The organism is Roseibium porphyridii (genome assembly GCF_026191725.2).
GTDB lineage: Bacteria > Pseudomonadota > Alphaproteobacteria > Rhizobiales > Stappiaceae > Roseibium > Roseibium porphyridii.
The window spans coordinates 934,342-947,231 of record NZ_CP120863.1 but is presented as its reverse complement, the minus strand read 5'-3'; the positions used below and the strand labels follow the sequence as shown (position 1 = coordinate 947,231).

Annotated in this window: 13 protein-coding genes; 9 read left to right on the top strand and 4 right to left on the bottom strand. The window is 55.7% G+C overall.

What is annotated here, in order from left to right:
• Positions 1-8 precede the first annotated feature (8 nt).
• On the top strand, positions 9-914 hold the full coding sequence (locus K1718_RS04510; protein WP_152499790.1) for a LysR substrate-binding domain-containing protein: 906 nt from the start codon (positions 9-11) through the stop codon (positions 912-914).
• A gap of 16 nt (positions 915-930) precedes the next feature.
• Here the strand turns inward: K1718_RS04510 and K1718_RS04505 are convergent, their stop codons facing one another.
• Positions 931-1,626, bottom strand: coding sequence for a GntR family transcriptional regulator (locus K1718_RS04505; protein WP_152499789.1), 696 nt, complete (start codon positions 1,624-1,626; stop codon positions 931-933).
• A 92-nt stretch (positions 1,627-1,718) separates the two neighbouring features.
• Between K1718_RS04505 and uxaC the strand changes: the two genes are divergently transcribed.
• The 8 genes from uxaC to K1718_RS04465 are packed head-to-tail and all read left to right on the top strand — an operon-like array spanning position 1,719 to position 9,373.
• Positions 1,719-3,161, top strand: coding sequence for a glucuronate isomerase (uxaC, locus tag K1718_RS04500; protein WP_152499788.1), 1,443 nt, complete (start codon positions 1,719-1,721; stop codon positions 3,159-3,161).
• 24 nt (positions 3,162-3,185) lie between these two features.
• Positions 3,186-4,166, top strand: a complete 981-nt coding sequence (locus K1718_RS04495) for a TRAP transporter substrate-binding protein (RefSeq protein ID WP_265682635.1) — start codon at positions 3,186-3,188, stop codon at positions 4,164-4,166.
• 58 nt (positions 4,167-4,224) lie between these two features.
• The gene (locus K1718_RS04490; RefSeq protein ID WP_371419568.1) at positions 4,225-4,749 is read left to right on the top strand and encodes a TRAP transporter small permease; all 525 of its coding nucleotides are present in this window, start codon (positions 4,225-4,227) and stop codon (positions 4,747-4,749) included.
• Between the two features lies 1 nt (position 4,750).
• Positions 4,751-6,031 carry a TRAP transporter large permease gene (locus K1718_RS04485; RefSeq protein ID WP_265682632.1) on the top strand — a complete coding sequence of 427 codons (1,281 nt, stop codon included), beginning with the start codon at positions 4,751-4,753 and terminating at the stop codon, positions 6,029-6,031.
• 9 nt (positions 6,032-6,040) lie between these two features.
• Complete coding sequence (locus K1718_RS04480; protein ID WP_265682630.1) at positions 6,041-6,358, top strand: cupin domain-containing protein; 318 nt, start codon at positions 6,041-6,043, stop codon at positions 6,356-6,358.
• A gap of 30 nt (positions 6,359-6,388) precedes the next feature.
• The gene (gene kduI / locus K1718_RS04475) at positions 6,389-7,213 is read left to right on the top strand and encodes a 5-dehydro-4-deoxy-D-glucuronate isomerase (protein WP_265682628.1); all 825 of its coding nucleotides are present in this window, start codon (positions 6,389-6,391) and stop codon (positions 7,211-7,213) included.
• Positions 7,210-7,938 carry a 2-dehydro-3-deoxy-D-gluconate 5-dehydrogenase KduD gene (kduD, locus tag K1718_RS04470; RefSeq protein WP_265682626.1) on the top strand — a complete coding sequence of 243 codons (729 nt, stop codon included), beginning with the start codon at positions 7,210-7,212 and terminating at the stop codon, positions 7,936-7,938. The genes kduI and kduD overlap by 4 nt, the downstream gene beginning before the upstream one ends.
• Positions 7,928-9,373 carry a mannitol dehydrogenase family protein gene (locus tag K1718_RS04465; protein ID WP_265682624.1) on the top strand — a complete coding sequence of 482 codons (1,446 nt, stop codon included), beginning with the start codon at positions 7,928-7,930 and terminating at the stop codon, positions 9,371-9,373. Before kduD ends, K1718_RS04465 begins: the two co-directional genes overlap by 11 nt.
• Positions 9,374-9,452: 79 nt before the next feature.
• On the opposite strand, the gene K1718_RS04460 is transcribed toward K1718_RS04465, so the two are convergent.
• The 3 genes from K1718_RS04460 to K1718_RS04450 all read right to left on the bottom strand — a co-directional run bounded on the left by K1718_RS04460 (position 9,453) and on the right by K1718_RS04450 (position 12,854).
• Positions 9,453-10,538, bottom strand: a complete 1,086-nt coding sequence (locus K1718_RS04460) for an ABC transporter ATP-binding protein (protein WP_265682622.1) — start codon at positions 10,536-10,538, stop codon at positions 9,453-9,455.
• Between the two features lie 14 nt (positions 10,539-10,552).
• On the bottom strand, positions 10,553-11,278 hold the full coding sequence (locus K1718_RS04455) for an SDR family oxidoreductase (protein WP_152499781.1): 726 nt from the start codon (positions 11,276-11,278) through the stop codon (positions 10,553-10,555).
• A gap of 70 nt (positions 11,279-11,348) precedes the next feature.
• Complete coding sequence (locus tag K1718_RS04450; protein WP_152499780.1) at positions 11,349-12,854, bottom strand: ABC transporter substrate-binding protein; 1,506 nt, start codon at positions 12,852-12,854, stop codon at positions 11,349-11,351.
• Between the last annotated feature and the right edge of the window lie 36 nt (positions 12,855-12,890).

Sequence of the window (12,890 nt, the reverse complement as noted above, 5' to 3'; positions counted from 1 at the left end):
CGGTCTAAATGAAGCGTGACATCCCTTTGCCGAGCGTTTCGGTGCTGCGGTGCTTTGAAGCCGCTGCGAAGCATCAGAGTTTCACCGCAGCGGCCGAAGAATTGGGCCTCACACAAAGCGGCGTCAGCCGGCAGGTGAAGGAACTGGAAGATCAGATCGGCGCGGCTCTTTTCCGGCGTGAAGGCCGCGGCATCCGATTGACGCAGGCCGGAAGATCCCTCGGAGACAGCCTGGCGTCCGATCTCACGCGACTGCGGGCGACCATTTCCCAAGCTGTTGCAGCTGGCAGCACGCAGGAAATGCTTACAATCGGCGTACTTCCCGCGTTTGGGGAACGCTGGCTGGTTCCGCGCCTGGGAGAGTTCAAAGCCAGACGCCAAAATCTCGACTTGATGCTCTACAGCCGTTCAGAGCCCTTCGATATTGCCGAACAGGGGGTCGATGTGGCCATTCATTTCGGTGCAAATGATTGGCCTGGAGCAAAACTGACGCCGCTTTGCCCGGAAGACCTGATCGTTGCGGCGGCCCCGGCCCTGATCGAGGAACATCGTGTCTCCAGCCGCGAGGACATATTCCGGATGCCTTTGCTTCACCTGACAACACGGCCGCATCTTTGGAGCGTTTTCCGCAAATCAGTACCCGGCTCAGAGGAACGGGCACAAATAGGCAGCTATTTCGATCAGTTTCCGCTCATCATCTCGGCCGCGGTCAACGGCATGGGAGCTGCAATCCTGCCGACATATCTGGTGGAAGCCGAAATCACATCAGGCGCCCTGAAGCAGCTCGCACCGGTCAAAGACGGTTCGGGACATAACTACTATGTCGCGACGCCCGCAGGAAAGCTCAGCCCGGCGGCTAGCGATTTTGTCAACTGGATCAAAACGCAGGTGAGCAGACGCGTTCCGCGCCCTTAGCGTGGCAATCGGTGCATTATTCCTGAAAATATTCAGGCTTTTCATCGCGAATTTGCGCGAGCGTGAGTTCGATCCGGCCGAGATGTTCGTTCAAGATAGGTTCCAGACGCGTGTGATCGCGCGCGCGCATGATTTGAAGCAGCTCGATATGGTCGTCATACGCTCTTTGCGCTGCTCCAATCGTCAGGGAAATGAAGCGGACGCGGTCCATATGCGCCTTTTGCTCGCGGATGAATGACCAGGCATATTCATGTCCGGCGATTTCGCAGATGCGCCGATGCAGATCGTCGTCCAGCGAATGGAACCCCTTCAGATCATTGGCGCTGACAGCATTGGCCTGCTCCTTGAGCAACAGCTCAAGATCATCAATTTGTGCATCGGAAATCACACTCATTGCCGCCTTCCAGCATGCCAGTTCGAGAGCGATCCGCATGAATTTCGCACGCAGGACCGCTTGTTCCGAAATCTTGGAAATTACAGTTGCGCGCTGAGGCCGGATCAGAATAAAGCCGAGCTGAGACAAGCGAAAGAAGGCATCGCGGACCGGTTGCCGCGAAATACCCAGCGCTTTCGCCACCTCAATTTCTGACACCTTTGTTCCAGGCGGCAGTTCCAATGACAGGATCTGCTGATGCAGTTCCTCAAATACCGTGTCGGCGACTTTGGGAATTTTAAGTGGTTCCAGCGCCTTTAAGGCACTTGAGTCTGTCATCAGCCTCTCTCCGTTGACTTATCCATTCAACTAGCATATCAGTTTACTAGTAGCAACATGTGCTAGCCGGTTTGCGTGAACGGGAGAATAGTATGGCCCTGGAGAATTCGATAGTTCCGGAAACGGCAATCAAAGGGTTATCTCCAGACCGCCTCCTGCCAACCGAGCCCAAGGCTCTTGAAATCGCGCGCAGGCTCTACGAGAGCGTTCGGGACTTGCCGATCATAAGCCCGCACGGCCACACCGACCCGCAGTGGTATGCCGAGAACGAGGCTTTTCCTGATCCGGCGCAGCTGTTTGTCATACCAGACCACTACGTCCTTCGAATGCTGGTTTCGCAAGGTATTGACTTGACCGAGCTTGGTGTTCAGCGCAGGGACGGCGGCCTTACGGAAACAGACAGCAGAAAGGTCTGGCAGACCTTTGCTGAAAACTTCCACCTCTTTCGCGCAACCCCATCCCGCATGTGGCTTGAACACGCCTTTCAGGAAGTGTTTGGCTGGACAAAGCGCCTGACGGCAGAAACCGCTGAAGAAGCCTATGACCATATTGCCGAACGGCTGGTCCAACCGGACTTCAAGCCCAGAGCCCTGTTTGAGCGCTTCAACATCGAAGTCATCGCCACAACTGAATCGCCCCTGGACGACCTCAAGTGGCACCGCGCCATTCGAGAATGCGACTGGCGGGGCCGGGTTGTTACGGCGTATCGGCCGGATCCGGTGGTTGACCCGGAGTTCGAAGGATTTCAGCAAAACATCGAGCACTTCGGAGAAATCACCGGAGAAGACACGTTCTCCTGGCAGGGTTATCTGAACGCTCACTTGGCAAGACGCGCCTACTTCAAGTCTTTCGGCGCAACGTCATCTGACCATGGTCACCCAACTGCCAGAACCGAGAACCTGTCCTCGGCAAAGGCACAGGAATTATTCCAGAAGGCACTCAAAGGCACCTGCACAGTTGATGAGGCCGAAGCTTTTCGGGGGCATATGCTCACCGAAATGGCAAGAATGAGCCTGGATGATGGACTGGTGCTTCAGATCCATCCGGGCAGTCACCGCAACCATTCAAATCCGGTCATGGATACATTTGGGCGTGACAAGGGCTTCGATATTCCAACCAGAACCGACTACGTCAAAGCGCTCAAGCCCCTGCTCGACGCCTATGGTCTGGAAAAAGATCTTTCCATCATCCTGTTCACCCTGGATGAGACCTCTTATTCGCGTGAATTGGCACCGCTTGCCGGTGCCTACCCGACGCTCAAATTGGGTCCGGCCTGGTGGTTCCATGACAGCGCGGAGGGCATGCGCCGGTTCCGCGAAATGACGACCGAGACCGCTGGTTTCTACAACACCGTCGGCTTCAACGACGACACCCGCGCCTTTTGTTCGATCCCTGCCCGCCATGATGTGGCGCGCAGGGTCGACTGCGCATACCTCGCATCACTCGTGACATCCGGGAGGCTGAACGAGGACGAGGCATATGAGGTCGCTTACGACCTCACTTACAGGCTTGCAAAACAGGCCTATCGGCTCTGACAAGCCATTCATCGGGAGGAATAAATGAACGTACTGAAGACTTTGGCGATGTCGCTTCTAGCGACAGCCGCTTTCGCGACCACTGCTGTGGCTTGCGAAGTCACCTTGAAGTCATCTGACACCCATCCAGACGGTTATCCGACCGTCGAGGCCGTAAAGCATATGGGGAAGTTGCTTCAGGAAAGCACCGACGGTCGCATTTGTGTTGAAGTTTTTCATTCAGCGCAGCTGGGGCAGGAAAAAGACACGATCGAGCAAACAAAATTTGGCGTTATCGACTTGAACCGCGTCTCCATGGGACCGTTCAACAACCTTGTTGAGGAAACAAAGGTTGTTTCGCTGCCTTATGTGTTCAAGGGCGTCGACCACATGCATCGCGTTATGGATGGTCCGATCGGCGAAGACATTCTGAAAGCCTTCGAACCACATGGCTATGTTGGCCTTGCTTTTTATGACGGCGGATCTCGCAGTTTTTACAATCGAGTTAAACCAATTAAATCGATTGAAGACCTCGACGGCATGAAAGTCAGAGTGATGCAGTCCGACATTTTCGTCGACATGATGTCTGCCCTTGGCGCCAATGCGACGCCCATGCCATATGGCGAAGTCTATTCGTCGATTCAGACCGGCGTTATCGATGGTGCTGAGAACAACTGGCCGTCATACGAGTCTTCAGGCCACTATGAAGTTGCCGGTTACTATACCCTGGATGAGCATCTGATCGTTCCTGAAGTGCTTGTTATGTCCAAGGTCTCCTGGGACAAGCTGTCACCGGAAGACCAGGAAGCCGTCAGGCAGGCAGCACGCGCCTCCGTCCCGGTAATGAGGGACCTGTGGCAAGCGCGCGAAAAGGCGTCTGAGGAAAAAGTGCGTGCGGCAGGCGTTGAGGTGATCACCGAGATCGACAAGGAACCTTTCATGGCCGCGATGGACAGCGTCTATGAAAAACATGTCACGTCCGACAAGCTGAAAGATCTGGTTTCCCGCATCCGCGCAACCGACTGACGGCAACACCTGTCTGTGGCCGGCTTGCCGGTCACAGACCACCTTTCAGGACGACGACGTGAACGCACCTCTCTTATTGGCCGCAACATCAATGCGGTACGTTTCAACGGCAGCTCTCTGGTTTGCCGGTGGCGGGCTCATCCTCATGACGATGTTTATCAGTGCGCAGGTGTTCATGCGCTATGTGATGAATGACAGTCTGGTCTGGAGCGAACCGGCATCCGTCATCCTGATGGGTTGGTTTATTTTTCTGGGCGCTGCGGTCGGCATTCGGGAAGGTTATCATCTCAGCTTTGATGTCCTGCTCTACTTCTTGCCCGCAGGTGCAAAGCTCGCCCTGTTCAGCGTTTCAGACATTGTGGTCGCCGCCTTTGGTGCCGGCATGGCCTGGTTTGGAACTGAGCTCGCTTTATCCGCCTGGAACGTCAAGCTTCCATCGCTCGGCATTTCGGGGGCGGTCGACTTTTTGCCCCTGGTCGCAGGAGGCTGTCTGATTTTCGTGTTCTCGCTCGAACGGCTTGTGCGTCGTGCAGCGGGTTTGCCGACAGCTCGTTTCGGCGAAACAGAGATGGAGGACGCCTGAAATGGAACCTTTCATCTTGTTCGGCACATTTACATTCCTGCTGCTGATCGGCACGCCTGTGGCGTTTTGCCTGGGCGCTGCATCCCTTGCCACAGTTCTCTACATGGGCCTGCCGCCGGTTATCGTTTTCCAACGATTGAACTCCGGGGTCTCCGTTTTTGCACTCATGGCAATACCATTTTTCATCTTCGCCGGTGAATTGATGGTGCGCGGGGACATTGCCCGCCGTCTGGTTGCACTGGCGGGCGCTGTTGTTGGTCATCTGCGAGGTGGTCTCGGTCAGGTGAATATTTCGGCTTCAGTTCTTTTCGGCGGCATATCCGGTTCGGCAGCGGCCGACGCAACCGCCATCGGTGGCCTGATGATCCCGCAAATGAAAAAGAAGGGATACTCAGTCGAATACGGCGTGAACATAACTGTGATGTCTTCAATCATAGCGTTGATGCTGCCACCATCGCACAACATGATCATCTATTCGATTTCTGCAGGTGGGCGGCTGTCGATTGCAGACCTCTTTACGGCAGGGATCCTGCCGGGTCTTCTGCTTGCCACCACGTTGATGACGACGGCTTGGTTTGTGGCAAAACGGGCAGGGTATCCGACAGAGTCATTTCCAGGCTGGTCAGCACTTGGTGGTCTTTTGCTGAATGCCATTCCCGGCCTGTTGTTGATCGGCATCATCTTTGGTGGCGTGCGCTCAGGAGTGTTCACAGCCTCAGAGAGCTCCTGTATCGCAGCTGTTTATGCGTTACTTGTGACCACTCTTGCCTACCGCACCATGCACTGGCCTGAATTTGTTGCTGCCACCAAGGCTGCGGTCAGAACCACCGCCATGGTGTTGCTTGTCATCGGTTGCGCCGCATCTTTCGGCTGGTTGCTGGCATTTCTGAAAATCCCGGCAGAGCTGGTCGCCTTCATGAAGGGTGTATCTGAGAACCCTCTGATCATTCTACTGATGATCAACATCGTTCTTCTCTTCTTGGGCACCTTCATGGACATGTCGCCGTTGATCGTGATCACAACACCAATTTTCCTGCCGGTTGCCACGGCCTTTGGCGTCGATCCTGTTCATTTCGGCGTAATTCTGGTTCTGAACCTCGGGATAGGCTTGTGTACACCGCCCGTGGGAACTGTCCTGTTTGTCGGCTGTGCCGTCGGCAAGATCTCCGTATGGGATGCCATTCGTACGATCTGGCCTTTTTATGGAGCAGCGATCTTCACCTTGGGCCTTGTGACCTACATCCCCGCGCTATCGCTATGGCTTCCGTCTTTGTTTCATTGAGGTCGATTCATGTTTGTGAACTCTTATCCGGAAGTGCCTGCAGACGAGGGCGTTACCCGTCAGGTACTTTCTGAAAATTCAGACCTGATGGTGGTTGCGTTCCGCTTTCAGGCAGAAGGTGCTGAAGGAAAACTGCACCGTCACATCCATGTTCAATCCACCTATGTGGAGAGCGGCTCTTTCCGCTTTTCGATCAACGGATCTGAGTTTGTCGTCGGGCCGGGAGACAGTTTTGTCATTCCCTCCAACGCCGAACATGGGTGTGTTTGCCTGTCGCCCGGCACGCTGATCGACACTTTCGCACCCCGCCGCGACGATTTTCTCTAAGCCTTGCAGACAATTCAGAAAGCGCATCACATGCTGAATGTAGAAACCCGCTATGCCATAGACCCTGAAACGGCCAAGTCGCTGGACACCAGCGGCATCCGGAAGAACTTTCACGTCTCCGGCCTGTTTGAGGACGACAGGATCAACCTCGTTTATAGCCACTATGACCGATTGATCCTCGGTGGCATCGTTCCGGCAAACGGAGACCTCGTTCTTGACGAAGTCAAGGAAGCCGGCACATCGTCGCTGCTCGACCGGCGAGAACTCGGCATCCTCAATATCGGCGACAAGGGCAAGGTGACAGTTGGCGGCGAAATCTATGAGATCGACCGGGGCGAAGTCCTTTACGCCGGAATGGGTTCCGGCCCGGTGACCTTTGGCGGAGCAGGCCGATATTACGTTTTGTCTGCTCCGGCGCATCACAGTTACCCAACACGTCTGATCAGACTTCAGGACGCCAGACGCGTCGAACTGGGCTCTGCGGAGACCTCCAACAAGCGCGTGATCCTGCAATTCCTCCATCCAGAAGTTGCCGACAGCTGCCAGCTTCTGATGGGCTACACTGAATTCGCGCCCGGGTCGGTCTGGAACACGATGCCGGCACATGTGCACGACCGACGCATGGAAGCCTATCTCTATTTCAAGCTCGGGGTTGATCAGCGTGTTTTTCATTTCATGGGCAAGCCGGAAGAAACCCGCCACCTTGTTATGGCCAACGAAGAAGCCGTTCTCTCACCGCCTTGGTCGATCCATTGCGGCGCCGGCACAGGCGCTTACACATTTTGCTGGGCCATGGCCGGTGACAATGTTGATTTCACCGATATGGACATGGTTGCGATGGAGGATTTGCGGTGAACGCGTTTTCGCTTGAAGGGAAACGAGCGCTTGTAACCGGGGCCAATACCGGAATTGGTCAAGCCATCGCCATTGCCATGGGCAATGCAGGTGCAGAAGTGCTTTGCGCCGCGCGTCGCGACTGCGAAGAAACTCTGAACCAGATCGGGAACGGGAGGCATGTACCGCTCGACTTTTCCGATCCGATGGCTGCGGTGCCCATCTTCGAAAAGGAACCCATCGACATCCTGGTCAACAACGCGGGAATTATCCGGCGTGCCGACAGCGTCGACTTTACCGAAACGGACTGGGACGACGTCATGGACGTCAATCTCAAGGCAGTCTTTTTCACCTGCCAGGCATTTGGCAGAGCGACACTTGCTGCGGGCCGGACCGCGTCCATCGTCAATATCGCCTCCTTGCTGTCCTTTCAGGGTGGCATCAGAGTGCCGTCATATACGGCTTCCAAACACGGCATTGCGGGCTTGACCAAGCTGCTGGCCAACGAATGGGCGGCGCAGGGCATCAATGTGAATGCTATCGCTCCAGGATATATTGCGACCAACAACACAAAGGCCCTGCGGGAAGATACCGAGCGCAACAAACAGATCCTCGAACGAATCCCGGCAGGACGCTGGGGCGAAGCGTCCGATATCGGTGAAGCAGCGGTGTTTCTTGCATCTTCCGCGGCAAAGTATATTCACGGTGCCGTACTCAATGTTGATGGAGGCTGGCTTGCCCGCTGAACAACCGCGTCTGACCAGACAACGCGGCCCCGCGCAAAAACCAGGTATTGTCCACCTCGGTCTCGGAGCGTTTTTTCGAGCCTTCGGGGCCATCTACATTGAAGAGGCGCAACGAAAAGACGGTGGAGACTGGGGTATTGTCGGGGTCAGTCTGCAAAGCACTCGAACGCGAGATCAACTGGCACCACAGGACTTCGTCTATACCGCGAAGGAACTTGGCGCTGAGGCGTCATCGCTTCGTCAGGTTGAGATCCTTTATGACGTACTTGCGGCAAGAGAAGATCCAGAAGCCGTCCTGAGCGCCATGGCCGATCCGACAACACGGATCGTCAGCCTCACGGTGACCGAAAAGGGATATTGCCATGATCCTTCAACCGGTCAGCTCAATCCACAACACCCGGACATTGCGGCAGACCTCAAAAACCCGGTTCCGGTCTCAGCTCCTGGCTACCTTGTGCGGGCACTTGCGAGGCGCAAGGCAGTGGGTGAGCCTCCTTTTACGGTTCTGAGCTGCGACAACCTGCCGGACAACGGCAAGCTGGTGCGCGGTGTTGTGATCGAACTTGCTAGACTGATTGACCCTGACCTCGCCACATGGATTGAACACGAAGGACGCTTCCCCTCGACAATGGTCGACCGGATCGTGCCCGCCACGAAACAGGAAGACATTGACGCACTTGCCGCTGAAACCGGCCGATTTGACGACGCGCCCGTATTCCACGAACCGTTCCGTCAATGGGTAATTGAAGATGACTTTGTGCCCGCATTCGGCACCGGGAAGCGTCCCGATCTTGGAGCCGTCGGTGTTCAACTGGTTGATGACGTTGCCCCATATGAACATATGAAATTGCGTATGCTCAACGGCACGCATTCTGCAATTGCCTATCTCGGCTACCTGGCGGGTCACGAAACCGTTGCCGACACTGTCGCCGATGCAGTCTTTGCTCCTTTCCTGAAAGCCCTCTGGCGACAGGAAATCATTCCATCATTTGAAGCTCCGCCAAGCGTCGATCTTGAGATCTATGCCGACGAACTCCTGGCCCGCTTTGCCAATCCCGGGATCAGGCATCGAACCTGGCAGATCGCCATGGACGGCAGCCAGAAACTGCCGCAACGCATTCTGGGAACCTTGAAGGACAACCTTGCCGCAGACCGCCCCACGTCGAGATTGGCAACAGTGGTGGCAGCCTGGATGCACTATGCCGGTGGCACTGACCTTAACGGTCAACCAATCGATGTGCGTGACCCCATGGTTGATAGGCTAAAATCCATTTCGGACAATCCGGCAGACGATGCTGAGAAAGTGGCGGCTTTCCTGAATATTCGCGACATCTTCGAACCGGATCTCGCCGGCGTTTTGAAACCGTCTGTGACGCGCGCTTATCAGGACTTGAAGACCGATGGTGTTCAGAGCGTTTTGAGGTCTCTCGGATAACCGGTGTCAAAACTAACTGACCGCGCGAAAAAGACCGTGCCAGTCAAGAAAAAGAAGGCCGGTCTTCGAGCTGGGCTCGCTAATCAGACGTTTGGGCTTCTATGCGGATTTCGCTGTCCGCGTCGAAAAGATGGACAGCCTTGGATGGGATCGCAAGTTCTATCGGCCCACCCGCAACCACACCATTGTCGCGCGCCATCGTCGCCACAAGATGTGCCGTGTCGCTCAGGTCGACATGGATATTGACGTCTGCCCCCGTCTTCTCAACGAGTTTTACGGTGCCTGAAATTTGGCCGTTTTCCGCGGTCACGAGATCGGATGGACGCAATCCGCAAATGACTCTTTGCCCTGGCTCGGCGGCGAGGCTTTCATCGAGCGGCAGATTGATATGAGGCCCAATGAATGCCGGTTTGCCATTCTGCGCATAGATTTCTCCTTCAACGAAATTCATCGAGGGAGATCCAATGAAGTCAGCCGCAAATTTGGTCGCAGGCCTGTCATAAAGGTCGTCAGGTGTCCCGACCTGTTCAATCTTCCCGCCTTTCATGAGGACGATCTTGTCCGCCATGGTCATGGCTTCGATCTGATCATGCGTGACATAAATCGTCGTCGCCTTGAGCCGTTCATGCAGCTGGCGAATTTCAACACGCATATGTGCACGCAGCTTGGCATCGAGATTGGACAACGGTTCGTCAAAGAGGAACACCTTGGCATCGCGCACCATTGCGCGTCCCATGGCCACTCTTTGCCGCTGACCACCTGAAAGCTCACGCGGGTACCGGTCGAGATAGTCAGTGAGGTTCAACACTGCGGCCGCCTCATTGACCTTGCGCTTGATCTCTTCCTTGCTCAAACGCTTGACCTCCAGACTGAAGGCGATGTTGTCAAAGACTTTCATGGTCGGATAGAGCGCGTAATTCTGAAACACCATGGCGATGTCGCGATCCCGCGGGTGCACCTCATTCATCACCTGACCGTCGATTGTCAGGTCTCCGCCGGTGATGTTCTCCAAGCCTGCCGTCATGCGGAGCAACGTCGTCTTGCCGCATCCGGACGCCCCCAGAAGCACTGCGAACTCGCCATCATGGATAGACAGCGACAGGTCGCGCATGACCTCAAAGGACCCGTAGGATTTGGAGATATTGTGGTAGGCGACTTCGGCCATAAATGCAGACTTCCTCAGTAGGTTTGCCGTGTCGGTGTCAGGCAGATCTCCTGCACCAGTGCCTTTTGCGGCAATTGATAGGCATTGAGTATCAAATCGGCGACGATGTCAGCGCCAATGCCACCACCCATTTTGACCTTGTTGCTCTTGTAGTTTTCAAGCGTTTCTTCATCGAGGACACCGGACAGCACTTCGGTTTCGATCACGCCCGGCGAAAGCACCACGACCCGCACGTCGTAGGCGGAAAGATACTCGCGCAAACTCTCCGAAACCGCGTGAACGAAATACTTCGTGCCGCAATAGACCGTGTGATCGGGATAGACCTTTCGCCCTGCGATGGAGCTCATCATGACGAGCGTGCCGTGACGCCGATCCATCATGCCTTTCATCACGGCATGCACCGTGTTCATCACACCTTTGGTGTTGATGTCGATCATCTCGTCCCATTCCTCGGGAGGCTGACGACCGATATCAGCCAGACGCGCAATGCCCGCATTCGCAAACATCATATCCACCGGTCCGAATTCGGCTTCCGCATCGCGCACTGCTGCGGCAATCGCATCCCGATCACGGACATCCACCTGACGAAGAACCGCATTGGGAAGCCCAAGCGCTTCCATCCGGTCCATGCGGCGTGCCATCAGCAAGACCGGATGCCCAGCTTCGGAGAACGCACGCGCAGTTGCTTCACCGATACCCGAGCTTGCCCCTGTTATTGCGACAAGAGGTTTATGTCCCACAGGATCCTCCCAACCGTCATAGATGGGAAGGGTGGATCCACCCTTCCCTTAGCTTTTGCTTCTGGAACGGTTATCCAGACACGATCTTGTCGACCGACTGGGCAATATCGTCCATTGCCTCTTTCGGCGAGCCGTAGTCGCCGGCAAAGTACTTGCCGAGCCTGACCGGGATGGTGTCGTTGGACAATTCCGCCCACTGCGGCAGATCAGGCTCAGACCCCATGTCCATGGCGATGGTGTCTCTCACCACATTGAGGTGGCGCGTTGTGCCTGGTCCGACGCGATTGTTGGCGATGATGCGCGGATCGTCATAAACGCTTTCGCGTGTCGGGCCAGTGCCACCGCCCAGCGCCGTAATCAGGACCTGGGTATCGTAGCTTGTCGCCCACTGCATGAAGATCCATGCCGCATCCGGGTTCTTGGAGTTCTTGGAAACCGCGAGCGAGGAACCGCCCTGGTGACCGACACCAGGGATTTCACCAAAACCGGTCTCTTCGCTTGTGCGAAGCGCACGGACGGGTGGCGGACACCTGACAGCCTCCATCAAACCGGAAACCTTGGTCGCCGAAGGATCGTCGAAATACGGGAAGAACTCACCCCAGCTCATCATGGAAGCTGCAACGCCTTGAGCAACGGATTGCCCCTGGCCATCCCACGTCCACCCTGTCACGCCAGGCGGCATGGTTTTCCAGAGTTTGGTCCAGTAGTCCATGGCCTCCAGGCCGCGTTCATCATTGCCCGAGAACTTGCCGTCCGGAGTGAAGATGGACCCGCCATGTCCCCAAAGCCAGGCGGTCCAGTCACACTCAAGGCTGTAGTGACCGGACTTCATTTGCCCCGTCGATCCGTAAAGATCCGGGCCCTTGGCATCCGTGATTGCCTTGGCCTGCTGGTAGTATTCTTCAAGCGAGGATGGCGCATTGAAACCCATCTCTTCCCAGATGTCCTTCCGGTACATCATGATGAAGATCGGAATGTCGTACGGCACACCGACCCAACGGTCCTCGTATTTCGCGATGCCGTCAACGAGTGCCGGCAGGAAATCATCGATGTTGTAATCCGGCATTGCCAGATCCGGTTTGGCTTCAATCTGCTCGCGCGGATCGAAAACATCCTGGCTTACGGACGCAGCCCAGCTCTGGTCAATGTAGTAGAGATCATAGGTGCCGAGCTGGGAAGCGATATCGAGGGTCATTTTCTGAAGGACCTGCTCAAGTGGCAGAACCTCGATCTCAACCGTCATGCCTGAAGCTTCTTCGAAATACTTTTTCAGCTGACTGTTGATCGCATTCGAAGGAGGAGTGGACTCGGTCGCCAGCTTCAGCGTCGTACCGCGAAACGGGCCCGAAACGTCCTTGACCCACTTCAACACCTCGTCTGAGGGCCGCAGATCGTCAGAAGCATGCGCAAAAGGCATGGACCCCAGACCGAAGGGCCGGCGCATCCCCGCACCGAACGCAGCTGCACCCAGACCGAGCAACCCCGCGTTCCTGAGAAAATCCCGTCGCCCCATTCGGCGGTGCACATAGGCGTCCACCACATTGGCCAGGTATTGTTTCTTGTCAGTGTCTCTCATGACTAACTCCTCCCATGATACTTGATTGATGGTCCC